The organism is Neobacillus niacini (genome assembly GCF_030817695.1).
Lineage (GTDB): Bacteria > Bacillota > Bacilli > Bacillales > Cytobacillaceae > Neobacillus > Neobacillus niacini_F.
On record NZ_JAUSZQ010000002.1, the window covers coordinates 1,067,038 to 1,092,807 of the forward strand.

At 40.1% G+C, this 25,770-nt stretch carries 26 protein-coding genes; 23 read left to right on the forward strand and 3 right to left on the reverse strand.

Features of this window, described 5'->3' with window-relative positions:
- The first annotated feature begins 78 nt into the window (after positions 1 to 78).
- The 12 genes from paaA (at position 79) to paaX (ending at position 10,403) form a co-directional block, all read left to right on the forward strand.
- Complete coding sequence (gene paaA / locus QFZ28_RS05520; protein WP_307193716.1) at positions 79 to 1,035, forward strand: 1,2-phenylacetyl-CoA epoxidase subunit PaaA; 957 nt, start codon at positions 79 to 81, stop codon at positions 1,033 to 1,035.
- A 15-nt stretch (positions 1,036 to 1,050) separates the two neighbouring features.
- On the forward strand, positions 1,051 to 1,410 hold the full coding sequence (gene paaB / locus QFZ28_RS05525) for a 1,2-phenylacetyl-CoA epoxidase subunit PaaB (RefSeq protein ID WP_307193717.1): 360 nt from the start codon (positions 1,051 to 1,053) through the stop codon (positions 1,408 to 1,410).
- Positions 1,400 to 2,203: a 1,2-phenylacetyl-CoA epoxidase subunit PaaC gene (paaC, locus tag QFZ28_RS05530; RefSeq protein ID WP_307193718.1), complete on the forward strand. Its 804-nt coding sequence runs from the start codon at positions 1,400 to 1,402 to the stop codon at positions 2,201 to 2,203. The genes paaB and paaC overlap by 11 nt, the downstream gene beginning before the upstream one ends.
- A 26-nt stretch (positions 2,204 to 2,229) precedes the next feature.
- Positions 2,230 to 2,727, forward strand: a complete 498-nt coding sequence (gene paaD / locus QFZ28_RS05535; RefSeq protein WP_307193719.1) for a 1,2-phenylacetyl-CoA epoxidase subunit PaaD — start codon at positions 2,230 to 2,232, stop codon at positions 2,725 to 2,727.
- Between the two features lie 17 nt (positions 2,728 to 2,744).
- Positions 2,745 to 3,047: an EthD family reductase gene (locus QFZ28_RS05540; RefSeq protein ID WP_307193720.1), complete on the forward strand. Its 303-nt coding sequence runs from the start codon at positions 2,745 to 2,747 to the stop codon at positions 3,045 to 3,047.
- A 2-nt stretch (positions 3,048 to 3,049) separates the two neighbouring features.
- Positions 3,050 to 3,826 (forward strand): enoyl-CoA hydratase-related protein, encoded by a 777-nt coding sequence (locus QFZ28_RS05545; protein WP_307193721.1) that lies wholly within the window; start codon positions 3,050 to 3,052, stop codon positions 3,824 to 3,826.
- 11 nt (positions 3,827 to 3,837) lie between these two features.
- On the forward strand, positions 3,838 to 4,611 hold the full coding sequence (locus tag QFZ28_RS05550) for an enoyl-CoA hydratase-related protein (RefSeq protein ID WP_307193722.1): 774 nt from the start codon (positions 3,838 to 3,840) through the stop codon (positions 4,609 to 4,611).
- 23 nt (positions 4,612 to 4,634) lie between these two features.
- Positions 4,635 to 6,158, forward strand: coding sequence for an aldehyde dehydrogenase family protein (locus QFZ28_RS05555; protein WP_307193723.1), 1,524 nt, complete (start codon positions 4,635 to 4,637; stop codon positions 6,156 to 6,158).
- 167 nt (positions 6,159 to 6,325) lie between these two features.
- The gene (locus QFZ28_RS05560) at positions 6,326 to 7,198 is read left to right on the forward strand and encodes a 3-hydroxyacyl-CoA dehydrogenase (RefSeq protein ID WP_307193724.1); all 873 of its coding nucleotides are present in this window, start codon (positions 6,326 to 6,328) and stop codon (positions 7,196 to 7,198) included.
- Positions 7,195 to 8,397, forward strand: coding sequence for a thiolase family protein (locus QFZ28_RS05565; RefSeq protein ID WP_307193725.1), 1,203 nt, complete (start codon positions 7,195 to 7,197; stop codon positions 8,395 to 8,397). The genes QFZ28_RS05560 and QFZ28_RS05565 overlap by 4 nt, the downstream gene beginning before the upstream one ends.
- A gap of 256 nt (positions 8,398 to 8,653) precedes the next feature.
- Complete coding sequence (locus QFZ28_RS05570; protein WP_307193726.1) at positions 8,654 to 9,430, forward strand: enoyl-CoA hydratase-related protein; 777 nt, start codon at positions 8,654 to 8,656, stop codon at positions 9,428 to 9,430.
- Between the two features lie 82 nt (positions 9,431 to 9,512).
- On the forward strand, positions 9,513 to 10,403 hold the full coding sequence (gene paaX, locus QFZ28_RS05575; protein WP_307193727.1) for a phenylacetic acid degradation operon negative regulatory protein PaaX: 891 nt from the start codon (positions 9,513 to 9,515) through the stop codon (positions 10,401 to 10,403).
- Between the two features lie 124 nt (positions 10,404 to 10,527).
- Here paaX and QFZ28_RS05580 read toward each other — a convergent pair whose 3' ends face one another.
- Positions 10,528 to 11,040, reverse strand: a complete 513-nt coding sequence (locus QFZ28_RS05580) for a gamma carbonic anhydrase family protein (protein WP_307193728.1) — start codon at positions 11,038 to 11,040, stop codon at positions 10,528 to 10,530.
- Between the two features lie 80 nt (positions 11,041 to 11,120).
- Between QFZ28_RS05580 and QFZ28_RS05585 the strand changes: the two genes are divergently transcribed.
- The 7 genes from QFZ28_RS05585 to QFZ28_RS05615 all read left to right on the forward strand — a co-directional run bounded on the left by QFZ28_RS05585 (position 11,121) and on the right by QFZ28_RS05615 (position 17,182).
- Positions 11,121 to 12,074, forward strand: a complete 954-nt coding sequence (locus tag QFZ28_RS05585; RefSeq protein ID WP_307193729.1) for an NAD(P)H-dependent flavin oxidoreductase — start codon at positions 11,121 to 11,123, stop codon at positions 12,072 to 12,074.
- A gap of 110 nt (positions 12,075 to 12,184) precedes the next feature.
- Entirely contained in the window at positions 12,185 to 12,313 is a 129-nt protein-coding gene (locus tag QFZ28_RS05590; protein ID WP_307193730.1) for a hypothetical protein, read from the forward strand.
- Positions 12,314 to 12,432: 119 nt separating this feature from the next.
- On the forward strand, positions 12,433 to 13,233 hold the full coding sequence (locus tag QFZ28_RS05595; RefSeq protein WP_307193731.1) for a MurR/RpiR family transcriptional regulator: 801 nt from the start codon (positions 12,433 to 12,435) through the stop codon (positions 13,231 to 13,233).
- 139 nt (positions 13,234 to 13,372) lie between these two features.
- Positions 13,373 to 14,953 carry a PTS transporter subunit EIIC gene (locus QFZ28_RS05600; RefSeq protein ID WP_307193732.1) on the forward strand — a complete coding sequence of 527 codons (1,581 nt, stop codon included), beginning with the start codon at positions 13,373 to 13,375 and terminating at the stop codon, positions 14,951 to 14,953.
- Complete coding sequence (locus tag QFZ28_RS05605) at positions 14,940 to 16,295, forward strand: 6-phospho-alpha-glucosidase (protein WP_307193733.1); 1,356 nt, start codon at positions 14,940 to 14,942, stop codon at positions 16,293 to 16,295. The genes QFZ28_RS05600 and QFZ28_RS05605 overlap by 14 nt, the downstream gene beginning before the upstream one ends.
- A 104-nt stretch (positions 16,296 to 16,399) precedes the next feature.
- Positions 16,400 to 16,870, forward strand: coding sequence for a hypothetical protein (locus QFZ28_RS05610; protein WP_307193734.1), 471 nt, complete (start codon positions 16,400 to 16,402; stop codon positions 16,868 to 16,870).
- A gap of 156 nt (positions 16,871 to 17,026) precedes the next feature.
- Entirely contained in the window at positions 17,027 to 17,182 is a 156-nt protein-coding gene (locus QFZ28_RS05615; RefSeq protein ID WP_283862292.1) for a hypothetical protein, read from the forward strand.
- Between the two features lie 72 nt (positions 17,183 to 17,254).
- Here QFZ28_RS05615 and QFZ28_RS05620 read toward each other — a convergent pair whose 3' ends face one another.
- Entirely contained in the window at positions 17,255 to 18,172 is a 918-nt protein-coding gene (locus tag QFZ28_RS05620) for an aldo/keto reductase (RefSeq protein WP_307193735.1), read from the reverse strand.
- A gap of 245 nt (positions 18,173 to 18,417) precedes the next feature.
- On the opposite strand from QFZ28_RS05620, the gene QFZ28_RS05625 reads away from it, so the two are divergent.
- From QFZ28_RS05625 to QFZ28_RS05635, 3 genes are read left to right on the forward strand one after another with little or no spacing between them, the layout of a single operon-like run.
- Complete coding sequence (locus QFZ28_RS05625; protein WP_307193736.1) at positions 18,418 to 20,214, forward strand: cache domain-containing sensor histidine kinase; 1,797 nt, start codon at positions 18,418 to 18,420, stop codon at positions 20,212 to 20,214.
- Positions 20,192 to 21,775 (forward strand): response regulator transcription factor, encoded by a 1,584-nt coding sequence (locus QFZ28_RS05630; RefSeq protein WP_307193737.1) that lies wholly within the window; start codon positions 20,192 to 20,194, stop codon positions 21,773 to 21,775. The genes QFZ28_RS05625 and QFZ28_RS05630 overlap by 23 nt, the downstream gene beginning before the upstream one ends.
- A 16-nt stretch (positions 21,776 to 21,791) precedes the next feature.
- Positions 21,792 to 23,099 carry an ABC transporter substrate-binding protein gene (locus tag QFZ28_RS05635; RefSeq protein ID WP_307193738.1) on the forward strand — a complete coding sequence of 436 codons (1,308 nt, stop codon included), beginning with the start codon at positions 21,792 to 21,794 and terminating at the stop codon, positions 23,097 to 23,099.
- A 613-nt stretch (positions 23,100 to 23,712) separates the two neighbouring features.
- On the opposite strand, the gene QFZ28_RS05640 is transcribed toward QFZ28_RS05635, so the two are convergent.
- Complete coding sequence (locus tag QFZ28_RS05640) at positions 23,713 to 24,618, reverse strand: nuclease-related domain-containing protein (RefSeq protein WP_307193739.1); 906 nt, start codon at positions 24,616 to 24,618, stop codon at positions 23,713 to 23,715.
- A gap of 210 nt (positions 24,619 to 24,828) precedes the next feature.
- Here QFZ28_RS05640 and QFZ28_RS05645 point away from each other — a divergent pair, with 210 nt between their 5' ends.
- Positions 24,829 to 25,767 carry an ABC transporter permease gene (locus tag QFZ28_RS05645; protein WP_307196955.1) on the forward strand — a complete coding sequence of 313 codons (939 nt, stop codon included), beginning with the start codon at positions 24,829 to 24,831 and terminating at the stop codon, positions 25,765 to 25,767.
- Positions 25,768 to 25,770: the final 3 nt, after the last annotated feature.

Sequence of the window (25,770 nt, forward strand, 5' to 3'; positions counted from 1 at the left end):
TCTTGCTTTTAATATAACCATAAAATATAATTACGTTAAATAAACGTTATATGTATTTTGCGAAAAGGGGGATTTGAAATGAGCGTTCTTTTAAATGAAACAACAGAACAGGAAAAGCTGGAGCAATTTATTGCTAGAATCAAAGCTGGAGATAAAATTGAAGCCGATGATTGGATGCCCGATGAATATAGGAATACATTAATCAAATTGATATCTATGCATGGTATGAGCGAAATAATGGGAGCACTTCCTGAAAAGGAATGGGTACCTAAAGCTCCCACTTTGAATAGAAAGCTCGGGATTATGGCGAAGGTACAAGACGAAATGGGACACGGCCAATTATTGCTTCGCGTTGTGGAAGATTTATTAAAACCGTATGGCAAAAAGCGGGACGATTTGATGCAGGATCTTTTTAATGGAGATTTGAAGTTTCATAATGTTTTCCATATGGAAGCTAAATCATGGGGAGATGCAGGGTTGATTGGCTGGTTAGTTGACGGAGCGGCCATTATCACTCAAACGGATATGCTTGGTGCATCTTACGGTCCATATGCCCGTGCCTTACACAGAATTTGTGCAGAAGAGGTTTTCCACGCGCAACATGGAGAAGCCATTATTATGGCATTGGCTGAAGGTACAGAAGAACAGAGACAAATGGTGCAAGACGCACTTAATTATTGGTGGGAATCTTTGCTGCTTTTCTTCGGACCGCCAAGCAAGAATGAAATGGGTGCCTCAAAACAAGATGTTACCCTAAAGTATAGAATCAGAACGGGCACGAATGAAGGACTTCGTCAATCTTTCTTTAGCAAATATATTAAGCGGATTCATTCCCTTGGTTTTACCATTCCAGATGAAACGCTGCGATTTGATGAGGAAACGGAAAAATGGATTTATAAACAGCCTGACTGGAATAAATTGAAGAAGATTGCTAGAAATGAAGGACCTCGTTCACAAGAGCGCTTGAATCTTAGAAGAGTTTCTTACAAAAATAACCAATGGGTACGTGAAGCATTGTCTCCAAAGACTGTCTAAGGGAGGGGAAAGGACATGGAAACTAGGCAAGAATCTTATTTTGAGGAGTTTGAAGTATTTAGCCGCAAGACCCCAACTGCACCAGTACAATATCATTTTAGCTTGCTCGCGCCTAATGAGGATATCGCAATCCTGATGGCGCAGGAAAATTTTATGCGACGTGAAACAGTGGATGATATCTGGGTTGTAAAACGTCAGAATATACGTAAAATGACTTCGGAAGAAAAGAAAACGCTTCAACGTTTAGATAATAAAGACTACCGCAAAACAAAAGGATACGGCTATTTAAAGAAAAAATGGCGAAAGTACGAACAAGAAATGCTTGACGAAAAGGAAATTTTGTCTTGGGCTGGAGGTGTGAAAAGTGGCAAATAATTCATCAGTAGAGAATACGGCCATTAAAGAGTTGTTATTTCAATTAGCAGACGATGACTTTATTCATTCCTATCGTGGATCTGAATGGCTTGGTCTTGCGCCCCACATAGAGGAAGACATAGCTACTTCCTCTATTACACAAGATACAATGGGTCACGCGGCCATCTTCTATCAATTGCTAGAGGAACTCGGTGAAGGGAATGCCAATCAACTGGCCCATGACCGTCCAGCAAATGAAAGGCGTAATGCGATTATCTTGGAACTCGTCAATGGACCTGGATCATATATGGAACAACCGGATTATGATTGGGCTTTTGCGGTTGTGCGAAATTACTTCTATACCGAAGCTAAAGCGATTAAGATTCAATCTTTACAGTCAAGTTCATATGAGCCGCTGGCTGAAGTTGCAGCAAAGGTACAAATGGAACTTTACTATCATCTAATGCACTGGAAAACATGGTTCGTTCAACTTTTAGGTTCAGGCCATGAAGAAGCTGTTTCCCGAATGAAAGCAGCTATTGAAAAAACGCTGCAGGATTTCCAAGGTGTTTTCTCTCTTGGAGAACATCGAAATAAAATCGTGCAACAAGGTTTAATTGAAAGCGAAGCGGTTTTACTGACTAAGTGGAATCAGGCTGTTGCACCTGTATTGAAAAGTGTTGGGCTAGAAGGGCCCATTGAAGTAGGAATGGCTCAAGGCGATGGACGAAATGGGAAGCACACAGAGGATTTAGAGAAGGCACTCGAAACTTTATGTGAAGTATACGCTAGTAATAAAGCAGCTTCCTGGTAATACAAAAGGAAAAGGGGAGGGGTACTATGTCTGCCGTGTTATTAACATCAGAAGAAATCTATAAACTACTGGAAAACGTAAAAGATCCTGAAATTAATACAGTCAGCATCCTTGATTTAGGAATGGTGGAGAATGTGGAGATATCAGGATCAGATGTTTCAGTAAAAATACTGCCTACCTTTCTAGGTTGTCCAGCTCTGCCTATCATTCAAAAAAATGTTGAAACAGCCGTTAAACAGCTGCCAAGCGTTGAAGGAGTGAGCGTAGAATTCCTGCGTTCCCCCTCCTGGACATCTGACCGGATTACAGAAAAGGGGAAAGCAGGGCTAAAGGTATTCGGTATCTCCCCTCCCCCCCGACAAATAAAAGAAGATGGATCGTGGCATATAGATTGTCCGTATTGTGAATCCACGTATGTCACGATGGAAAACATATTCGGACCAACAGCGTGCCGCAGCATTTTATATTGCAAATCATGTAAAAACCCATTTGAAGCAATGAAACCAATGATTAAATTTATGTAAATTACGGAGGGAATAAAATGGTAAAGTTAATTGCTCTATATAAGCAGCCGGAAAATAAAGAAGAATTTGATGAACATTATTTCAATGTTCACGGTCCTATCACAGAAAAAATCCCAGGTCTTCAAAAAATGGTCGTTACGAAGATAGTCGGAACACCAATGGGGAAAGACTCTGAATATCACATTCTATGTGAAATGTATTATGAAAATCACGAAGCGCTTCAACAAGGTATGCGTTCCCCTGAAGGAAGAGCTTCAGGAAAAGACTTGATGGGCTTTGCTGGGAAACTCGTTACCATGATGATTGGTGAGGAAGTATAAGGATGGGACTGTTTCAATATATTGAAACTTCTGTCGAGAATGAAATTGGTTTTATCACTTTAAATCGGCCGAAACAATTAAATGCGCTGAACCGAACGATGGTCGGTGAAATTGTTTCTGCAGCAGAAGAATTTGACCGTGATACCCAAGTGAAAGTCATCTTATTATCCGGTCATGGAAAAGCATTTTCTGCTGGGGCGGATATTGATGAGATGGCCAATGACAATCCTGTTAGGTTGGAATTGTTAAATCAATTTGCTGATTGGGACCGGTTAAGTCTCGTTAAAAAGCCTATCATTGGTGCAGTCAAAAGCTTTGTATTCGGCGGTGGCTTTGAACTTGCCTTATCATGTGACTTACTTATAGCTGCAGGAGATACACTGTTTTCCTTTCCGGAAGTAACACTTGGAGTTATGCCTGGAGCAGGAGGGACACAAAGACTGACGAAGTTAGTGGGTAAAACAAAGGCACTTGAATGGATCTTGACCGCCGAAAGGATCAATGCAGAAACAGCGTTAAAATATGGCATTATTAATAAAATTGTCGCACCTGAATTATTGATGGAGGAAGCAATAGCTTTCGCAAGAAAGATTACGGCACAGCCATCTTTAGCAGTCAGAATGATCAAAGACTCTGTTAATAAGGCAGTGGATTACTCCTTATATGAAGGAATGCAATATGAAAGAAAAAATTTCTACCTGCTCTTTGCTTCAGAAGATCAAAAGGAAGGCATGGCAGCGTTTGTAGAAAAAAGAAAGCCTAATTTTACAGGCAGATAAGGAGTTATGCTATGTACGAAACAATTACTTATCGGATTGAAAACGGGGTAGCTTGGCTCAGTCTAAACCGACCTGATAAACTGAACGCTTTTACATCACAAATGAATAAAGAAATCCAAAGGGCAATGAAACAATCATCAAACTCTCATGAAGTACGTGCGATTGTCATTACCGGAGAAGGAAGGGCCTTTTGTTCCGGCCAAGACTTAGCAGATGTGGACGACAGCATGAATTTAGGGCAAATGCTCCGTGACGATTACGGTCCGATGATGAAGGAAATCGCCAGATGTGAAAAACCAATTATTGCAGCGGTAAACGGTGTGGCTGCAGGGGCAGGCTTCAGTCTGGCGTTAGCCTGTGATTTCCGGCTTGTCTCTGAGAAAGCAAGCTTTTTAAATGCCTTTGTCAATATTGGGTTAATTCCTGATTCGGGTAATCTGTATTACCTTTCACGAATTGTCGGTCATGCAAAAGCATTAGAGCTATCTGTATTAGGTGAAAAAGTGCCTGCTGCTGAGGCAGAAAAAATGGGTCTTGCTACAAAAGTAATTGGTGTAGAGGACTGGAACGAGCAAGTGACAGCCTTTGCAGAAAATATTGCAAGCAGACCAACGAAAGCAATCGGGTTAATCAAAAGATATTTAGAAGCCTCCTACCATCTTTCTTTTGAAGAATATTTGAAAGAAGAAGCGGAAGGACAACGAATTGCCGGCTTAACAAAAGATTATGTTGAAGGGGTAACGGCATTTACAGAGAAACGCAAAGCTCAATTTATAGGTGAATAACATAAAAAAGGGAGTGGGATTAAATGGTAAAAGTACAAGAAGCACCAATATTTGAAAAAGTAGAAATGAAGCGTGATTATTACCATCTAGTTATTAATGGCGAAAGAGTTGAAAGTTCTAATGGAGCGACTATCGATGCTTACAATCCTGCCACTGGTGAAATCCTTGCCAAGGTTGCAAAAGCTACACAAGAAGATGCAGAAAGAGCGGTACAAGCAGCTCTTGCGGCATTCGAAAACGGAAAATGGAAAAGATTCCCCATTAATAAACGTTCTCGTATTTTAAATAAAATTGCAGCAATTATGCGTTCCCGTTTTAATGAATTAGTTGAATTGGAAGTATTAAATAGCGGTAAATCTATTTCAGCAGCACAAGGTCAAGTTATGCAAGCTGTTGAAGTTTTTGAATTTTATGCAGGTGCCATTGTAGGACATAGCGGCTCCGTAAATAATATGGCAGGTCAATTCCATAACTATACAGAGAAAGAACCTGTAGGTGTATGTGCACAAATTATTCCTTGGAACTACCCATTGATGATGGCGGCGTGGAAGATTGCACCTGCAATCGCGGTTGGATGTTCTGTCATTGTGAAACCAGCTTCGTTAACACCGTTAACAGCCATTGTTTTAGGAGAAATTTGTATTGAAGCAGGAGTTCCAGCGGGAGTTGTTAATATTATTCCTGGTTCTGGTTCTGACGTTGGAAATTATCTTGTTGAACATCCGAATGTAAATAAAGTAGCTTTCACAGGTTCGACGCCAATTGGCAGAGATATCATGGGCAAGGCTTCTAAAACATTAAAGCGTGTAACATTGGAGCTTGGCGGAAAATCTCCGAATATCGTATTCGAGGATGCTGATATTGAAGCGGCTGTAGATGGGTCACTATTCGGTATTTTCTATAATACAGGACAATCTTGTGAGGCGAGATCTCGCTTATATGTACATGAAGATATCTATGATGAATTTGTTACTAGATTCGTAGAAAAAACGAAAAAGCTTAAATTAGGAAATCCATTAGATAAAGAAACACATGTTGGATCCGTTATCGATCAAGGTCAATTAGATGTTGTTGATAGCTATGTTCAATCAGCTATTGCAGATGGAGCTGAAATCTTAGCAGGTGGAAAGCCGGCAGTAGTTGAAGGATTCGAAGGCGGTTATTGGTATGAGCCGACGGTTATTGGTAATGTGAATCACAATATGAAAGTAGTAAAAGAAGAAATCTTTGGACCAGTTGTCGTGATTATGAAGTTCAAAGATGAAAAAGAGGCTATTAAACTAGCAAATGATACAGAGTTCGGTCTTGGTTCAGCCATTTGGACGAAAGATGGTGCCCGTGCAACTCGTGTGGGTAACCAAATCCAAGCAGGGATTGTCATGGTAAACTGCCCATTCTCAGCTTTCCCAGGAACACCTTTCGGCGGTTATAAACAATCAGGGTTCGGACGGGAGCTTTGTATTGAGACATTAGATCTTTATACTGAAACGAAAAGTTTTATTTCCTATTATGGAAGCCGCCCATTAAATCCTTTCGGCATTCAATAATGTAAAACTTCTATCAGGGGGGCCTGTTGCTGATAGATAATAAATAGCGCAAAAAAATATTGAATAAAGGCTGGCTGAAAATATTTCAGAAAAATCATTCGGGTATAGCTGGATGCTAATCTGATTCTATCGCAGCCAGCCTCTATTATTTAAAAGGGGAGAGTTAAATGATTACAAACGTAGTAGTCGTAGGCTCTGGAGTAATGGGCAGAGGGATCGCCTATGTAGGAGCAACCGGAGGATTTGACATCACATTAGTAGATGTGAATCCATCTGCATTAGACAGCGCACAAAAAGAGATTGATATTATTTTTGAAAAAGGTGTACGTTACGGAAAAATCACTTCTGAAGAAGCGGATTCAGCAAAAAATCGATTATTATATTCTTCCGATTTAAAAGAAGCTGCTTTTAAAGCTGATTTAGTCATAGAGGCCGTTCCAGAGCGTGCAGAAATTAAAAAGGCTGTATTTGAAACAATTGAAGAGCATGCACAAGAACACTGCTATTTTGCGACTAATACTTCCACTATGAGCCCGACAGAAATTGGTTCTTATGGGAAGCGTCCTGAAAAAACGATTGCGATGCATTTTTTCAATCCTGTACAGAAAATGCCGCTGGTCGAAATTGTACGCGGCCTCGAAACGAGTGATGATACAGCAGCAGTCATAAAAAAGGTCGCTGAGAGAATGGGGAAAGAGACAGTAGTCATTAACGAATTTCCGGGTTTTGTAACAAGCCGGATCAGCTGCCTAGTTGGGAATGAAGCGTTCTATATGCTTCAAGAAGGGTTAGGAACACCTGAAGAAATTGATAAAGCAATCAAGCTTGGGTTGAATTATCCGATGGGGCCATTTGAGCTGGGGGATTTAGTAGGACTAGATGCCCGTTTAAATAATTTAAAATATTTACATGAAAAACTTGGTGAAAAATACCGTCCAGCGCCACTTCTTGAACAGTATGTAAAAGCGGGAAGGCTGGGCCGCAAGTCTGGAAAAGGTGTGTACGACTATACAAAAATTGAAGAGCTGGTGGGAAAATGAGGGACGTTGTAATTGTTGATGCGGTAAGAACACCTATCGGGAAGTATAAAGGAGCTTTAAAAAGTGTACGTCCAGATGATCTCGGAGCAATTGTAATTAAAGCGCTGACAGAGCGGAATCCAGGGCTGCCACCGGAACAAATTGAAGATGTCATCTTCGGAAATGCGAATCAGGCAGGAGAGGATAATCGAGATGTAGCGAGAATGTCCGCACTTTTAGCTGGTCTTCCAGTGAACGTAGCTGGAACAACGATTAATCGTTTGTGCGGATCAGGACTTGATGCGGTTATGTATGCTGCACGATCCATAGCTGTAGGAGAAGGCGATATTTACATCGCAGGGGGAACGGAAAGTATGACTAGAGCACCATATGTCATGGCCAAACCTGAGAGTGACTTCCCTCGGGGATCGATGGAGCTTCAAGATACAACGATTGGATGGCGATTTACGAATAAAAAGCTCGAAGAAATGTATGGAGCAGATTCCATGCCTCAGACAGCTGAAAATGTCGCGCAACGCTGCTCGATTTCACGGGAAGATCAGGATCAGTTTGCACTTCAAAGCCAGCAGCGGGCAAAAACAGCAATGGAATCCAATCGTTTTACGGAAGAAATCGTACCAGTTCGTTTTCATGATCGGAAAGGAAACGAAGTTGTCTTCGATCAAGATGAGCATCCACGTCCAGATACAACGATTGAAAAACTGGCTAAACTGCGTCCGATTTTTAAAGGCGGGACTGTAACAGCTGGTAATGCATCAGGAGTAAATGACGGTGCATCCGCTTTATTATTAATGAGTGCAGATAAGGCAAAAGAACTTGGTTTGAAGCCCCTTGCAAAATATGTGGTTGGAGCGGTTGCCGGTCTTGAGCCTGCTGTTATGGGCCTTGGTCCAATATATGCAACGAGAAAAGCGCTTGATCGGGCAAACTTATCGGTAAACGATATCGGTCTTGTAGAACTAAATGAAGCTTTTGCATCACAGGCGCTGGAATGCATCCGCCAGCTTGAGTTAGATCAGGAAAAGGTTAATGTAAACGGCGGTGCTATCGCGTTCGGACATCCTTTAGGTGCAAGTGGTGCCCGTATTTTAACGACGCTTCTATATGAAATGAAAAAACAAAATGTTCAATATGGACTGGCGACAATGTGTGTGGGAGTCGGTCAGGGGATAGCGGCAATTATTGAAAATATAGACTAGGAATTTCAAAGGCTGTCTCGAATAAGAGAGATGGCCTTTATTTTTAAAAAAGGTTGTTTTCGTAATGATTGTTGTTAAAATCCTAAAGCCGATTTTAACGTGGAAAGAGTTATTTTGCGCTTTAGAATTTAGTTTGCAGCTCTTTTCTTATTAAATTTATTCTATTTTCCTGCAAAAACTTAGCACAATCATTAAATTTTGTTCCAAAAAACAACAATGTATAAGAAAAGAGCCTAAAAAAGAGAGGGAAAATACCATGGAAAACGTATTATATGAAGTGATAGATCATATTGGATATGTAACAGTAAACCGACCGGACGTATTAAATTGTTTTAACTATGATACACTACGTGAACTGCAGGAGGCTGTTGATTCCATTCATGTAAATCCTGAAGTGCGCGTTGTTATTTTTACAGGAGCTGGCCAAAAAGCATTCAGTGCCGGTGCTGATTTGAAAGAAAGAAAGACATTGAATGAGGCACAAGTAAGAAGAAATGTAAAAGCGATTCGGGATGTGTTTAATAGTATTGCAAGCTTGCCACAGCCGACAATCGCAGCGGTTAATGGTTACGCGCTTGGCGGAGGATTTGAGTGGCTGCTGTCGTGCGACTTTGCGATTGCGGCACAAGGTATTTCCATGGGGTTGACCGAAACAAGCTGGGCGATCATTCCAGGTGCAGGCGGAACCCAGCGTCTTCCCCGACTGATTGGTGAAATGAAAGCCAAAGAATTAATTTTAACAGCGAAAAAAATCTCATCAGAGGAGGCGCTCGACCTTGGTATTGTATTAAAAGTGGTGCCACATGATGTGCTTTCAAAAGAATGCAAACAATTTGCTGAAAACATGATGAAAAATGGTCCTGTTGCGTTAAAACAGGCGAAATATGCGATCATTCAGGGAATGAACACAGATTTACAAACGGGGCTTGCGATTGAAGCGAAAGCGTATGAACTGACGATTCCAACGGAAGACCGGATCGAGGCGCTCAATGCGTTTAGTGAGCGGAGAAAACCTCAATTTTCAGGGAGATAAAATTGACGTTTATGATATAATAGAAAAAAACGTCTCGTTCAAAATATGTAATGGACAGGGAAAAAGAAAGAGTGAAGAGGTTATGGGTACAAACACACAATCGATGATTTTCACCATTTATGGAGATTATTTACGTCATTATGGAAACAAAATTTGGATTGGCAGCTTAGTTCGATTATTGAAAGAGTTTGGGCATAATGAACAGGGCGTTCGTGTCGCGGTTTCCCGAATGGTGAAGCAAGGGTGGATTCAGTCGGAAAAGCAGGGAAACAAAAGTTTTTACTTTTTGACAGGACGAGGTGTTTCCCGGATGGATGAGGCCGCCAACCGGATTTTTAAACTGAACCCGCATGAATGGGACAGAAAATGGCGTATTTTAATGTATTCGATTCCTGAAGAAAAACGACAGATTCGTGATGAGCTTCGACAGGAACTATTGTGGAGTGGATTTGGCAGTTTCGCTAATGCCTGCTGGATTTCACCGAATAACCTTGAAAAAGAAGTGAATCTTTTAATCGAAAAGTATGATATTAGAGAATACGTTGATTTCTTCGTCTCGGACTATAAAGGGCCAAAAGATAGTCAATCGCTTGTGGAAAAAAGCTGGCCGCTTGAGGAAATCGAGAATAAGTATGAGGAGTTCATCTCAAAGTACAGTAAGCAATTCATTGTACATCAAAGTGTGCTAAGCAAAGGAGAAATGTCCGACTCAGAGTGCTTTGTGGAGAGAACAAATCTAGTTCATGAATACAGAAAATTTCTGTTCATTGATCCAGGTCTGCCAAAGGAACTTTTGCCGCCAAAGTGGAGTGGTAATCATGCGGCTCTGCTATTTAGTCAGTATTATAAACTTTTAGCGGAACCAGCCAGCAGGTTTTTTGAAAATGTCTTTGAAGCGGATAATGATTTACGCAGAAAGGATCATTCCTATGACGCGAAAAATCATCCGTTAATTATTCATTCAAAAAAATAAAAGCTGCCTCAAAAGTCATTGATGTAAGACCTTTTGAGGCAGCTTTTTTTGTGAAGAAGTGAGTTAGAAATCCGGTGCAGTTTTTCATTTTCTAAAAACCAACAGTATACGGCCCTTAAATTATTTATTTAAGGATCTCTTTAAATTCCCGTCCTTTTTGTACATATGAATCAGTAGATAGGCGAATAAGTTCTAGGTCTTTATCTGATAACTCCCGGACGATTTTTCCCGGCGAACCAACGACAAGTGAGCGAGGAGGTATTTTTTTGCCCGCGGCGATTAGTGTGTTCGCGCCAATAATGCATTCTTCTCCGATTTCCACATTGTCTAATATGGTAGAGCCCATGCCAATAATGGAACGTTTCCCTACTTTGCAGCCGTGCAAAATAACGTTGTGCCCTACTGTAACTTCGTCTTCAATGATAACAGGACATCCTTCGAATAAATGAATGGTGGAGTTATCTTGAATACTGCACTTTGCGCCAATGATAATGGAATCCTCATCCCCTCGTAAAACAGCATTAAACCAGATGGAGGATTCTTCTTTAATCGTAATATCGCCAATTAAGTAAGCGCCAGGTGCCACGAAAACTGTTTTATGAATGGCAGGGGTTATGCCATTGAATGGGATAATCATTTCTTTCGCTCCTTTTAAAAAATCAGAATTGTTTTTCTAGTGATAATAGTATAACATGAAATTAATAGGGGGTTGAAAAAATGAAACATATTTGCGAACTTTTTTCTATTCAATATCCAATCATTCAGGGGGGAATGGGGAATATAAGTAATGCACAGCTTACGGCAGCTGTATCTAAAGCTGGAGGTCTTGGAACAATAGGTTGTGGAACGATGACTCCTGAGCAGGTCGAAGCCATTATTCTTGAAACGAAAGACAAAACGCATAACAGTTTTGCGTTGAATATACCAATTAATGTTAGTCCTTATACAAAAGAAATGATTCAACTTGTGTTAAAGCATAACATACCGATTGTATCATTATCGGCGGGTAATCCTGCTCCTTTTATTCCACTCTTGCATGAAAAAGGCATAAAAGTAATTGCGGTTGTTGCATCGATGAAACAAGCTCAAAAGGCAGAAGCTGCAGGGGCAGATGTACTGGTGGCAGAAGGGTTTGAGGCTGCCGGTATTAATTCAAGTCTGGAATTAACCACATTTACGCTCATACCACAAATAAGCCGCCATGTCACAATACCGGTTGTGGCTGCGGGTGGCATTGGAGATGGTCAAGGTCTGGCTGCAGCTTTAATGCTCGGTGCTGCCGGCGTACAGTTAGGAACCCGATTGATTGCAACGAAAGAAGCACCCTTTCATTCATTATATAAGCAAAGGCTTCTTGACGCAGGGGATACCGAAACCGTTATTTTAGGACGTTCAGTAGGACAAGTAAGACGCGTTTTAAAAGCACCATATGCTACTCGCATTATTGATTTGGAACAAAGCGGATTGGCCTCGGAACAATACCGTGACATGACATCAGAGGACCACCACATTGCTGGTGCAATCCAGGGGGATGTTGAGAATGGTTTCATGAATAGCGGGCAGGTGGCCGGACTCATTGAACATATTCCAACCGTGAAAGAACTGCTTGATGGAATGATGAACGACGCTAGAAAACAAATGGAAGATCGATTAAGCAGCTTTACTGTATGATATAATTAAGGGTTGAATTTTCATTGTTTTACTAACCCTGGATAATGGAGACTATAGGCGAACCAAATTAGATAGGAATAGAAAACAGGTAGCCAATCAATACGAAAAGTATGTGGATGACACCGGAAGAATTAATGCGCAAGAAAAAAATGAGGAAAAACTTACTTTACATTAATATAATGATTGCTACGATTTTACGAAGTACGTTAGTTACAATCCTAGCAAATAAGGTATCATAAAAAAAGAATCCATATCTAATCCGATTAGGATTCTTTTTTTTGGGGTGACGACGGCAATGTAATGGTAAAAGAACTAGGAGTTATACTAATAAGAAATCGTGAAGACATGAGGTTGAAAAATGGAAAAGTCAGAGAAATTTTTTTTGGATTACATACATGATAAGGACTTAAACCAATCGGAAAAGGATATTTTGTCCTATCTGATCGAGAAAAAGTTTGAAAATAAGCAGCTAAGTATTCGGAAAGCGGCCGATGATCTTTTCGTTTCGACGACTTCGATTATTCGGGTTTGTAAAAAGCTCGGTTTCAGTGGTTATAGTGAATTCATTTACAACCTAGGTCTAAAAGTGACGCAAATGGCCGATTCGGAATCTGAAACAATTGCCGGCATCCACGGACCATACGAACAAACCCTAAAGGAGTTTGGTGAAAACTTTAAGATTACCTTTAAAGCCATCGGGGAAAAGAACATCGAGGATTTCTTACATGAAATCGAACGGAATAAGATGGTCTATTTTTACGGTGCAGGATTTTCTACGTTATTTTCAAACTATCTGGCAAAGAAACTAGAATTGTTTGGCTACTACGTATCGAACGCTTCTACAAGTGACAGCCGAGCAATCTTTTTCAATAATATTCAAAAGTACAATCTGCTAATTGTTTTTTCTCGTTCTGGTGAAACGGGTAAAGTGATTGAAAAGGTACAGATTGCAAAAGATAAAGGCTTAAAAACAGTTCTTTTTACTGGCAATAGTAAGAGTACCACCGCCCAAATGGCGGACATTGTTTTCTCCGTTCTTGATCCCACTATCGAGTCACAGCGGGAGTTTCAGGTGACTTCGTTTGAATCGAATATGTTTATGTTAATTGATATTATCCTCATTTTGGCGATTAAAAGAGGGATTATGAAGGAATATTAGACCCCCTTTATGTAACATGTTACGTTATTTGTTAACATGCTACAGAATCGCCTTTTCCCCTTCCTCGACAGAAAAATCCAAGCTATACTGTGAACTGTAAATGATAGCGTTTACCTATAAAAAGAAAGGAAGGCTGCAAATGAAACAAGTCATAAATGGTCTCCAGTTATTTGGAAAATCTTTGTTTGCACCAATATTGATATTGCCGATTATCGGACTCTTCATTGCCTTTGGTAATGTGTTTGGAAATGGGAACTTAGCACAATACGTTCCGTTACTTGAAAATCCAGCTATTCAAAATATCGGAAAGTTTATTTCCTCTTCCGCTGTTTCGATTTTACAAAACCTTGCACTCGTTTTCGCGGTTGGGATTCCAATCGGATTAGCGAAAAAGGATAAGGGTTATGCCGCTTTAACAGGATTAGTAACCTTCGTTATTTTTATCAATGCTATGCACCAGGTTTTAAAGCTTTCTGAGCGATTAGTGGCTCCTGAAGCAATGCAGCTTTCAGGACAGGCAACCGTATTAAATGTCCAAGTCTTAGAAATGGGTGTGTTTGCAGGAATCTTAATCGGTGCGCTTGTTGGCGTACTGCACAATAAATATTGTGATACCGAGTTTAAAGGTGTTATGCAAATCTATTCTGGTCACCGCTTTGTAGCGATCCTAGCGATTCCAAGTGCGATGATCCTAGGAGCACTTGCAGCAGAGTTTTGGCCGTTCGTACAAAATGGTATTACCGCATTAGCTAATGGAATCAGAAGCTTAGGCGATGTTGGTTTCCTTATTTACGGTTTCTTAGAGCGAATCTTAATTCCAACGGGACTTCATCATCTAGTCTATACACCGTTCTTATATACAGAACTTGGTGGAACCGCGACAGTTGCTGGCGAAGTGGTTTACGGCGCAAGAAACATATACTTTGCTGAAATGGCTGACCCAAGTGTGGCGGTACTAAGCAGTACGGTTAACTGGGATGCTCGCGGATTAGCGAAAATGTTTGGTTTAATGGGTGCCGCGTTAGCAATGTATGTAACAGCGGATAAAAAGAATAAGACAATGGCAAAAGCGATTCTTTTACCAGCGGCAGTTACTTCTTTCTTACTTGGTGTAACAGAGCCACTTGAGTTTGCTTTTCTATTCACTGCACCTATTCTTTTCTTCACACATGCAGTGTTAGCAGGTACCGGGATGATGTTATTAAATATCTTTGGTGTCCATGCCATTGGGGCCAATGGTGTCATTGACTTCTTACTTTACAACCTGCCATTAGGAACAACGAAGTCAAACTGGCCTATGTTTATTTTAGTAGGATTGATCATGTTTGCAGTTTACTTTGTGGTTTTCAGAACGTTAATTGTAAAAATGAATCTTAAAACTCCTGGACGTGAAGAAGGTGCAGCGGAAGCACCACAAGCAGTACCAGGTGAATTGAAATTAAAACCAGCGCCAGGCACAAATGCTTCTCCACTTGGTGAAACGATTGTCACAGCACTTGGCGGCAGTGAAAATATTGAAAATGTGGATAACTGTTATACACGATTACGACTTGTTTTGAAAGATCCTAATGTAGTAGATGAACAGCTGCTAAAGGAAACAGGTTCAAAGGGTGTTATTAAGTCAGGAAACAATGTTCAAGTAGTTTATGGATTGAATGTGAAGTCTGTTCGAGACCAAGTCGATCAAAAATTAGGAGGACTTAACTATGAAAACATATAAATTAGCGATTGCAGGCGGCGGAAGCACATATACACCAGGTATTGTTCGAAGCTTAATGGATAGATTAGAAGATTTACCTTTATCTGAAATTAGATTTTACGATATTGATGGCGAACGTCAATCAAAGGTAGTAGTAGCAGCGAAGGCCGTTATCGCTGAATACACTGATTCAATTAAGGTAATCGATACAACGGAACCGGAAACAGCATTTGATGATGTAGACTTTGTGTTTGCACAAATGCGTGTTGGTAAATATGCGATGAGAGAGCTTGATGAAAAAATTCCTCTTTCACATGGTGTAGTAGGTCAAGAAACATGTGGTCCTGGCGGTCTAGCATATGGACTAAGAACCATTTTCCCAATGGTTGAATTAATTGATTTTGTTGAAAAATATGCAAAAGAATCTTGCTGGATTGTGAACTACTCTAACCCTGCTTCTATCGTCGCTGAAGGTGTCCGCAAGCTTCGTCCAAATGCAAAAGTCATCAATATTTGTGATATGCCGGTAGCAACAATGCGTAACATGGCGGGAATCCTTGGCGTTAATCGTGAAGACCTAGTGGTTGACTACTTTGGCTTAAATCACTTCGGCTGGTTCACAAAAGTTGAGGTCGATGGTGTTGACCGTCTTCCAGAGCTTCGTGAGCACATTAGTAAGTGGGGTCTTTTGACAGAAGATATTTCAAAAATTGACTATCGTCATGCCGATGCTTCTTGGATTAAAACGTTTAAAAATATTAAGCCGATTATGGATTTCTTCCCGGATTATATTCCAAATCCATACTTGCAATATTATTTACTTCCAGACTACATTGTTGAGAATTCTAATAAAGAATATACTCGTGCCAATGAAGTGATGGACGGTCGTGAACAGTCATTGTTTGAAACGGTTAGGAAGTTTGAAGAAACAGGTATTTTAGATGACGCCTTCCACGTTGGTGTTCATGGAATCTTTATCGTCGATGTAACCATTTCGATTGCTCAGAATCTAGCAAAACGCTATCTAGTAATGGTAGAGAATAAAGGAACCATTCCTAATCTGCCAGCGGATGCGATGATTGAAGTACCTGCGTTAATCACGAGCAAAGGTCCAGTACCTGAATATGTGGGTGAAATCCCATACTTCCACAAAGCAATGATTGACCAGCAGCTTGCTTCTGAGAAAATCTTAGTCGAAGCCATTACTGAAGGTTCTTATGAAAAAGCATTACAAGCATTTACGCTTAATAAGACGATCCCATCTGCGATTGTGGCAAAGAAAATTCTCGATGATTTAATTGAGGCTAATAAAGAATACTGGCCAACGCTTACGAAAAAGTATCAAGAAGGCGTATTGGTATAATACGTTTTTCGGAAAAGTGCACACAGCTTGCTGTGTGTGCTTTTTTTGTTATGGATGTCGAAAAGTACCTTTTTTGGGCAATTATAAAGGAAGGAGGGGATTATATGGATGATTTGAAATATCTCAACCCGACCGAGCTGCTCGAGAAGATTTATAATACACTTTGTTCTGAGTATGAGGACGAAGCCCATTACGACAATGACCAGGACAAACAGGAGATAGAAGTAACAAAAAAGCGTCTAACCAAAAAAGTCTTCAACGAATTTGTTGTCGATGATGAATATTTCTTAACCATGGATCCAAAAACATTTAAAGAACGCTATCATTTATTTGAAAAAGACCTATTCAAATTGATCAATGGATGCAGCAAACATGGAGTTCCCTATGAAAAATTCCTTCAAATCATAGATGACCTGCTGGCCTGTGCCAACTATCGATTAAACGCCTTTCAACAGCTCGAAGAAGAAATCACAAGAATAAAAGCAGAAAAGGCACAAGAAGACGCAGAACCCGAAGCAGAAACAGCGGAAGAAGAAACGGAAGAAGAAACAGAGGAAGAAAGTGAAGAAGAATAGCGTAAGGTGTAAAAAATATACAGTGATGTATAAATGGTGCCTGTCACCACTCGTGGACACTGTCCACGGGTGGTGACAGGCACCAAATTGCTTTTTTTATTTTGTCATATTGCTGGTAGATCTGGAAAGGCTAAGGATAAAAGGAGGTTGATTGGAATGAAGATGAAAAGGTTATTGATGATGTTACTTTTAGGTTTCTCTCTTTTCACTATAACGGGGTGTGGAAATGATGAGCAGCCGGAAGAAGGGGAAAAGATTGAGGATGTAGAGGAAGAGGATCAAATCGGTGATGACGAAGTTGATGATGAATAAGGGTTAAACCCTTTTGGCATATCACCACAAAATAGAAGGAGTGCCCTTAACGGCACTCCTCTGTGCTTTATACTATGGCAGGATGTTTCCAGCAGCACGAAAGATTTCGTACCACTCTTCGCGTGTTAGAGTGATTTCACTTGCTTTACAACATTCCTTCAACCTATCAACGTTCATCGTACCGATAACTGGCTGCATTTTGGCTGGATGGCGCAGCAGCCACGCAATCGCGATGGTGGTATTGCTCACCTCATACTTAGCGGCAATTTCATCGATCTTCTGATTCAACTCTGGAAACTTTTCATTCCCAAGGAATACACCTTCAAAGAATCCGTATTGGAACGGTGACCATGGCTGAATGGTGATGTCGTTCAGTCTGCAAAAATCAAGCACACTGCCATCACGATTAATTGCTGAGTCGTTCTCCATGTTCACGTTCAATCCATTGGAGATCATGTTCGCGTTTGTGATACTTAATTGCAGCTGGTTGGCTACAATGGGTTGCTTCACATATTTCTGCAGCAGCTGAATTTGCATTGGATTTTGGTTGGAAACGCCAAAATGACGTACCTTTCCAGTGGTCTCCAGGATATCGAATGCCTCCGCGACTTCCTCAGGTTCCATAAGTGCATCTGGACGGTGCAGGAGCAGCGTATCTAGATATTCGGTGTTCAGCCGTTTCAAAATTCCATCGACGGAATGTAAAATATGTTCCTTTGAAAAATCAAACATCCCTTTCCGAATGCCACATTTTGATTGCAGGATGATTTTCTCACGGATGTCTGCATTCATATGTATAGCGTCGGCGAAGATTTCCTCACAGGCTCCACCGCCATAAATGTCCGCATGGTCGAAGAAGTTCGCACCTTGCTCTAACGCTGTTTGGACAAAGCGTTCAGCCTCGTTCTTTTCAAGTGAATTGATTCGCATGCAGCCGACCGCTACAACCGGTACCTCTAATGTACTGCTTCCTAGATTCATTGTTCTCATTATCTATGTCCTCCATTTTAAAAAAATTGGGTACATCAGTATTCTAGCATGGAAACTACCACATGGATATTCCTACCTATTTTGACACATAAGCATAAAAGTATCAAAATTCACTATCAAATTCCCTGTAAATTCCTGTTTTACATGCACTAGAGTCTAGCAATATTTAAGTGCTATAATGGATTATTCCTATTAATAAAAAAATGTAAGGGTTTTCTGAGCTTCTTTTTTTGAAGGAGGGTGGCATGTTTTTTTCATTACGCAATCGTTTATTACTCATTTTTACATGTTTGCTGACGATTCCATTTGTTATTCTATCAATCATAATTCCTAGCTTTTTTACGTCTGTTATTCGAGAACAGACTCAAGAGTTGACGATAGAAATGATGGATCAGTTTTCACTTTATGTCGATTCCGTTACTACTCAGGCAGAGGATTTGGGCAAACAGGTGCTTGTTAACCAGACCACACAAGAATGGATTAGATTAAATAGACAAGGTGCTGACAAGGAAGAAATCGATTCATTAATGAATCAACTTAAACAGGGTCTATCCTCGATCATGATTAACAATTCTAATGCGATGTCGATTTCAGTGATGCTTGATGATGGGACCGGGACTTGGGGTGTTCATTCCTCACTTCATGAAACAGATTGGTATCAGGACTTTACCCAACATAATCAGGACTATGTTAAGTCGCATTTAGATCCGTTTCAGCAAAGTCATGAAATGCAACAAAAGAAGATCAACAGCTATATTTTGCCCCTCATTGATACCAATACAATGATATCAGCAGGGGTCATTAAGGTGAATTTCCCATCTGCTTTACTAGAAACGGCGCTAAATAAAATAACGATTGGACAAAATGGACATACCTATTTGTTAAATCAGCAGGGTGAAAACATTTTGGCAGGGAAGGTAAAGACCCCAAATTCAATCCTGAAACAAAGTTTAAAGCAAATCACTACTAGCGATGACCAAGAAGGGCTAATTGAAGCCGCTTATCAGAAGGAGAAGTACTTAGTTTTCTTTCAAAAGCTGCCAGTAGGGGATTGGATCTTAATGAGTGCAGTGACAGAGTCCGATTTATTCGCAAGGGCCAATCATTTACAGCAGAACCTTCTGCTAACGAGTGCAGTCCTTTTTTTCATAACGATTGTAGCATCGGTCATTCTGTCAAACAATATTACAAGTCCTTTAGGAAAACTGGCAAAAGCTCTTGGGTTTATCAAACGGGGAGATTTTTCAGGGGCGAAACGTTTTATGCCGCACATTAAATCTCAAAATAATGAAGTTGATTACCTTATCAATGTTACGGAACATACAATTGACCAATTACAGAATTTAATTGAAACCGAATATGAAGCCAATTTACGCCGGAAAGATGCGGAATATAAAGCCTTATTATTACAAATCAACCCTCACTTTCTGAACAATACGCTTGAGATTATTGGAAGTTTAGCGCTTCAAGAGAAAAATAAAGAGGTTATGAATGTTAGCGTTTATTTAGGGAAAATGCTCAGATATTCCTTAAATACAAAAAGCAATATTGTGCCGTTAGGTGAAGAAGTAAATTATATCAAAAGTTACACGAACATATTAAAGTTAAGATATGAGGACATGATCACGGTTCAATTGGATGTAGATCCTGACACCATAACGATTCCCGTAATAAAATTCATTTTACAGCCACTCGTGGAAAATGCTGTGAAGTATAGTTTCAGCGAAAAGACGTATGCAGATATTTTTATAAAAACAGAAAAGATTGGAAGTCAAATTAGTCTGTCAGTGGCAGATAAAGGGATGGGGATGTCTGAAGAAATCATTTCCAATTTATTATCCCAAGCAGATGAAACCCTAAACGTATTGGAAAGCAAAGGGAACAGCATTGGGCTAAGAAATGTACTTGGACGTTTAAAGCTTACCTATGGAAATGACTTTTCCTACCGTATTGAATCTACTAAAAATGAAGGCACTAAGATTTCTTTACTGATTGATATGAAAAGGGGGGATAGACAGGATGAAGGTGTTAATCACAGATGATGAGATTCAGATTCGAAAAGGATTACGCTTAAAGGTTGACTGGGAAGAAGAGGGATTTCAACTTGCAGGAGAGGCTTCAAATGGGAAAGAAGCTCTTGAAATCCTCCAAACCAAGGATATCGATATAGTGATTACCGATATGAGAATGCCTATTATGGATGGAGTAGAATTGGCCAAACACTGTCATCAAGAGTTTCCTCATGTAAAAGTCATTGTTTTATCAGGTTATTCCGATTTTGATTATGTGCGGAATTCACTGCAGCAAGGCGTTAAAGACTACCTATTGAAACCTGTTGCGCCTGATGAATTAGTGGAAGCATTGAGGAAGATTCGGAAAGAAATAGAGGAAGAGAAAAGAAAACAGATGGAACTCGCGCAAATGAGCCGACTAGTTCATTCTCATTTACAAGAATTGCAGGAACAATTTATCCTTCATTTAGCAAAAGAAGAACGATTACAGCTCCCCATTGTAACTGAAAGGCTTCAGCAGCTTCAGCTAGAAGAACTGACAAATGAAAATGCAAAAGTAAAGTTTTTAACAGTAGAAATTAGAGAAAGCCACAATCCCAATCGTCTTGAGGAACTCAGGGTTCCATTTCAATTGTTGTGTAAGGAAATCGCTCAACTGCAGAAATCAACATATGTATTTACGGATCCAAGCTATCCGAATATGGTTCAATTTTTACAGCTAATTGATTCAAATTCTTCAACGACCAATCATTTCGTTTTGCAAATTCAACAAACCGTTAACAAGTTGCTAAAATTAGAAACAGTTATTGGTATTGGTACGATTGTGAATGGACTTTCAGAGTATAGGAGCGGATATATATCCAGTTTACTTGCTTGGAGCCAAAGTCAACTTGGATCAAAGTCTCAGATTATGGATCAAACTGCTGCAAGCGAAGAAGTGTTTGACTTTTCTCCGGATTTTGAGAGACGGATAACGAATTCAATTGAAAATGTGGATTTTGCTGCATTTAAAGATAACCTAAAGATTGTTCTTGAAGGGTCAGAAGGCCGTTCGGTTATGTCGTTTTCCTTTGCTGCCAACCAAGTGTTATTTATGTTAGGTTCATTAGCCAAAAAGTACGATGTCGAGACGAAAGACATTCAAAATACGATTTGGAATTGCCAACAAAATATATGGAAGCTTTATTCCCAACATAAAGTGAAAGAGGACCTGATTCAATTAGCCTCATTGATCATTGAAAAAGTGCGTCTTGCTCGTTTTTCCAATAAGAAGTTAATCGATAGTATCCGCCATTATTTGGACCAGCACTATGCTAGTGAAATATCCCTTACCACCTTGTCCACGTTATTTCACATTAATAGTGCCCATTTATCGGAAACATTCAAACATCATGTGGGACAGAACTTCAGCGATTATCTGGTTAATTTGAGGATGAATAAGGCAAAACAATTGCTTAAAGATAAACAGTTGAAAATCATTGATGTCAGTAATTTAGTTGGTTTTTCAAACTCTGGGTATTTTAGTACGGTCTTTAAAAAACACTTTGGACAAACACCTGTAGAATTTCGTAACTCGATAGGTCGGTTGTAGGGAGGAGGGTATTAAGGTGAGGAAATGGTTAACGCTCATCATTCTTTTAAGTATAGCGGGTTTGGCCCTTTTTTATTTTTTTACTTTACCAAGTGAAAGTCCAAATAAAGAGAAACAGGTAAAACAAGTCGAGCTGACCTTTTTACGAAATTTAGCGAATCCAGCGTTTAATCAAGCCTATGAAGAGGTGGTCGCTGCTTTTGAAGCTACACACCCCAATATTAAGATTAATATGCAATCGATGCACTGGGGAAGTGAATACGAATTAAGGCTTCGAACCGAACTGGCGGCAGGAAACCATCCTGATATTATGGCTATTGATAGCCCTAACCTGGCTCTTTACGCAAACTCCGGTTCACTATTATCGATTGATTCCTATATGAAAGCGGAAGGGAATATTGAAGATATACCTGAAGGAGTATTAAAGGGTTTAACTTATAATGATGAAATTTACCTAGCCCCAATTGTGGAATCGAGCATTGCTTTATTTTACAATATGAATATTTTCAGGGAGGCCGGAATCCCCTTTCCTTCAGGAAATCCGAATAATCCCATGACATGGGATGAAGTGCTGGAAATTGCCAAAAAAATAAACAATCCTGAAAAAGGTGTGATAGGGATAGACCCAGCGCAAGGCTTTGGGGTTGGAGAAGGCCCTGCTTATTTTAAAATGCCGATCCTTTGGCAGTTCGGAGCGGATGTTCTTAGTCCAGATAGGTCAACTGCTGAGGGGTATCTCAATTCTAAAGAAGCGCTAGAAGCCTTGCAATTTTATCAAGATTTATATAGTAAGCATGGGGTAGCGGCGGTTGATATGCCTCCTGCTCCTTTTGAAACAGATAAGCTTGGGATGACGGTATTGGGTTCTTGGGCGATATCGGAATTGCAACAAACTCCTGGTTTTGTGTTAGGAGAAGATTATGGGGTCGCCCCGCTGCCGAAGGGGCAATATCAAGTTGTCCCGAATGGCGGCTGGGCACTTGGGATTTCATCTAAGACCAAGCATCCGAAGGAAGCTTGGGAATTTGTAAAATTCGCTACAGGGTATGAGGGTGCTAAGTTGTTCGTCGAAATCTCCGGTGATTTACCTGCGAGATATTCAGTTGCAAAAGACTTCCCTGAACTCAATGAATATCCCAAAAATATCTTTGTCCAACAAGACCAAAACTACTCGAAAAATCGACCGGTAACTCCTGCCTATCCGGTCCTCAGCGAAGCGATTAAGGATTTGTTCGAGGAAGTAGGTAAGGAAGGAAAGGATGTTGGAATCGCTGCGAATGAAGCAACGGAAAAGATTAATAATGGTTTAAAAGATATTAAATAAGGTCCTCTAGTTTAGTAACTAGGGGACTTTTGCTATGTATGTGAGCATGAATTCCTAGTGTACACACGTTCTTGAGGACAATACTTTTCATGTAACTGCTCGATTAGTCCTTAAGCAGGGGTATTGAGGACAAAACAGGAGAGTGCCCAAAGAGGATTCGTCCTCAATCAGGGTTATTGAGGACAAAACTAATGAGTGCCCAATAAAGATTCGTCCTCAATCAGGGGTATTGAGGCAAAACAGGCGAGTACCCAAAGAGGATTCGTCCTCAATCAGGGGTATTGAGGACAAAACTAATGAGTGCACAATAAAGATTCGTCCTCAATCAGGGGTATTGAGGACAAAACTAATGAGTGCCCAAAGAGGATTCGTCCTCAATCAGGGGTATTGAGGACAAAACTAATGAGTGCCCAGAGAGGATTCATCCTCAATCAGGGGTATTGAGGACAAAACTAATAAGTGCCCAAAGAGGATTCGTGCTCAACAAAAAGGTATTGAGTGTCAAAACCAGAGGTAGCAATAAGATATGTCTCCAATCAATCTACAAAATATCAAGAATATAAAAATATCCTTAAGACAATGTCTTAAGGACAAAAATAGAATCATGCTACATTCATTCATAAAAGGCCCATTGGCCAAGGCCAGTAATTTTAAGATTCTTTCCTAGAACCCTGCTTATTCTTTTCCTAGAATCGACTATGCCACACCATTCATGAATAACGTTTGTCGTGATTTTTTGCTCTGGAAACAGAAGCTTGAATTCCTCAACATTGCGCATGACCGCAACTGTTACCAATTCTATACAACCGCAGTTATTACAGATCAATTTCTTCCCAACTATCGTTACGGAAAATGAGTTACATTTGGAGCAGGTCATCCCCTTTTTCATCTCTTCATAATTATAGGCAGGGAGCTGTAGAATAGGTGGGACTAGTTGATGTAAGGAAATGAGTTGGTCCGCTAGATTTTTATGCGACTGATTAAGCCGTGATGGCTTCTGGTCTAATTTTTTCATAAAGCGGTCAAGCTGGGTTGGAAGTACAAAAGGCAGGTCAGGAGGAGTTTGAAATAGCGTAAACTGGGGGTTAATGAAAATAACGTATGCTTCAACGGTTAGTTTACTTCCTACCGATTGAAGAAGATTGCTAAGCAGTAACTTACTTCGTTTCAGTTGGTCTAGCGGGTTCTGGATATCTCTTCCGCTGTGTGTTTTAAAATACTCAGCGTCATAAACGAACTCGCCTTCGAAATTCTTCACATCAAAGAGGGAATAGGTGTCTTGAAAAATAAGGGATGAATCCAGTTGAAAACTAGACTTGTTATGCTCCAGCTGTAAATCATTCAAAATATAGCTGCTACGTTTAAGTTTCTCCGTCAATACATCGAACTGAACTTCCCCTTGAAAACCTTTCTCTTGGTTTTGATAATACCTCTGATCATCTTCAGTTAATTTCATTCGTTTGTTCAAAATACGTAAAACTTTTAATACAAATGATACACTTCGTGCTTTGTATGGCATATCCCACATCCTTTCTCTTTCCCATCATATCGAAAAAGTAGAGTGAAAGCGATGTCAAACTTCCGAAAATTTTAAACTGTTATAACCAAAAATATTAAACTCTTATTTCCCCCCATTTTGTTATATTTAACCCAAGTTGAAAGTGCTTTCAACAGATTATCTGAATAGGAGGATAAGAGAGTGGAAGAAATAGTAAAGGCAGAGCAAACCATACCGGTTAGTAAACCAGCAGCAACTACAAAACTAAGCAAAAATTTAACTTACATTAAAAAGAACTACATTCTTTATTTGCTTATTGCTCCTGCTGTTATTCTTACAATTATATTTAAGTATATCCCCATATACGGGGCGACAATAGCCTTTAAAGATTTTAGTCCGATCCGGGGGATTACGGGGAGTGAGTGGGTAGGGTTTAAACATTTTACCAGTTTCCTAACATCGCCTAATTTCATTGAAATATTAATGAACACGATTAAATTAAGTTCTTTTGAATTGTTAATAGGATTTCCTATTCCAATCATATTGGCTCTTATGTTAAACCAACTCCGAAAATCGAGTGTGAAAAAGAATATTCAGTTAGCCCTTTATGCACCGCATTTCATATCAGTGGTAGTGGTTTCGGGGATGGTGTTTCTTTTTCTATCGCCGGTTGGACCTGTTAATGCGTTGTTATCTACCTTTTTGGATAAGCCGATCTCATTCATGTCTGACCCTGATTATTTTAGATCCATCTACATCTGGTCGGGAGTTTGGCAAGGGGCTGGCTGGGCTTCGATCGTTTATGTTGCCGCACTTGCGAACGTTGACCCGCAGCTTCATGAAGCAGCAACACTTGACGGGGCATCACTCCTGCAACGGATCTGGCATATCGATCTTCCAACACTTAAGCCAGTCATGGCAGTCTTGTTTATCTTGGCGGCTGGAGGGATTATGGGAATCGGCTTTGAAAAAGCCTATTTATTGCAAACACCAATGAATTCACCATCATCAGAAATTATCGCCACTTACGTTTATAAACGAGGGCTGCTTGCAGGTGATTATTCCTTTGCAACCGCAGTTGGATTATTTAATGCCGTTGTAAATGTGATTTTACTAGGAGTTGTCAATCAAGTGGTTAAAAAACTAAACGAAGGCGAAGGACTTGTTTAAGGA

Bases quoted from the DNA above. Each gene is read 5' to 3' on its own strand.
- paaA (WP_307193716.1), top strand. From the start codon at position 79: ATGAGCGTTCTTTTAAATGAAACAACAGAACAGGAAAAGCTGGAGCAA.
- paaB (WP_307193717.1), top strand. From the start codon at position 1,051: ATGGAAACTAGGCAAGAATCTTATTTTGAGGAGTTTGAAGTATTTAGC.
- paaD (WP_307193719.1), top strand. From the start codon at position 2,230: ATGTCTGCCGTGTTATTAACATCAGAAGAAATCTATAAACTACTGGAA.
- QFZ28_RS05540 (WP_307193720.1), top strand. From the start codon at position 2,745: ATGGTAAAGTTAATTGCTCTATATAAGCAGCCGGAAAATAAAGAAGAA.
- QFZ28_RS05545 (WP_307193721.1), top strand. From the start codon at position 3,050: ATGGGACTGTTTCAATATATTGAAACTTCTGTCGAGAATGAAATTGGT.
- QFZ28_RS05550 (WP_307193722.1), top strand. From the start codon at position 3,838: ATGTACGAAACAATTACTTATCGGATTGAAAACGGGGTAGCTTGGCTC.
- QFZ28_RS05555 (WP_307193723.1), top strand. From the start codon at position 4,635: ATGGTAAAAGTACAAGAAGCACCAATATTTGAAAAAGTAGAAATGAAG.
- QFZ28_RS05560 (WP_307193724.1), top strand. From the start codon at position 6,326: ATGATTACAAACGTAGTAGTCGTAGGCTCTGGAGTAATGGGCAGAGGG.
- QFZ28_RS05565 (WP_307193725.1), top strand. From the start codon at position 7,195: ATGAGGGACGTTGTAATTGTTGATGCGGTAAGAACACCTATCGGGAAG.
- QFZ28_RS05570 (WP_307193726.1), top strand. From the start codon at position 8,654: ATGGAAAACGTATTATATGAAGTGATAGATCATATTGGATATGTAACA.
- paaX (WP_307193727.1), top strand. From the start codon at position 9,513: ATGGGTACAAACACACAATCGATGATTTTCACCATTTATGGAGATTAT.
- QFZ28_RS05580 (WP_307193728.1), bottom strand. From the start codon at position 11,040: ATGATTATCCCATTCAATGGCATAACCCCTGCCATTCATAAAACAGTT.
- QFZ28_RS05585 (WP_307193729.1), top strand. From the start codon at position 11,121: ATGAAACATATTTGCGAACTTTTTTCTATTCAATATCCAATCATTCAG.
- QFZ28_RS05590 (WP_307193730.1), top strand. From the start codon at position 12,185: ATGTGGATGACACCGGAAGAATTAATGCGCAAGAAAAAAATGAGGAAA.
- QFZ28_RS05595 (WP_307193731.1), top strand. From the start codon at position 12,433: ATGGAAAAGTCAGAGAAATTTTTTTTGGATTACATACATGATAAGGAC.
- QFZ28_RS05600 (WP_307193732.1), top strand. From the start codon at position 13,373: ATGAAACAAGTCATAAATGGTCTCCAGTTATTTGGAAAATCTTTGTTT.
- QFZ28_RS05605 (WP_307193733.1), top strand. From the start codon at position 14,940: ATGAAAACATATAAATTAGCGATTGCAGGCGGCGGAAGCACATATACA.
- QFZ28_RS05610 (WP_307193734.1), top strand. From the start codon at position 16,400: ATGGATGATTTGAAATATCTCAACCCGACCGAGCTGCTCGAGAAGATT.
- QFZ28_RS05615 (WP_283862292.1), top strand. From the start codon at position 17,027: ATGAAGATGAAAAGGTTATTGATGATGTTACTTTTAGGTTTCTCTCTT.
- QFZ28_RS05620 (WP_307193735.1), bottom strand. From the start codon at position 18,172: ATGAGAACAATGAATCTAGGAAGCAGTACATTAGAGGTACCGGTTGTA.
- QFZ28_RS05625 (WP_307193736.1), top strand. From the start codon at position 18,418: ATGTTTTTTTCATTACGCAATCGTTTATTACTCATTTTTACATGTTTG.
- QFZ28_RS05630 (WP_307193737.1), top strand. From the start codon at position 20,192: ATGAAGGTGTTAATCACAGATGATGAGATTCAGATTCGAAAAGGATTA.
- QFZ28_RS05640 (WP_307193739.1), bottom strand. From the start codon at position 24,618: ATGCCATACAAAGCACGAAGTGTATCATTTGTATTAAAAGTTTTACGT.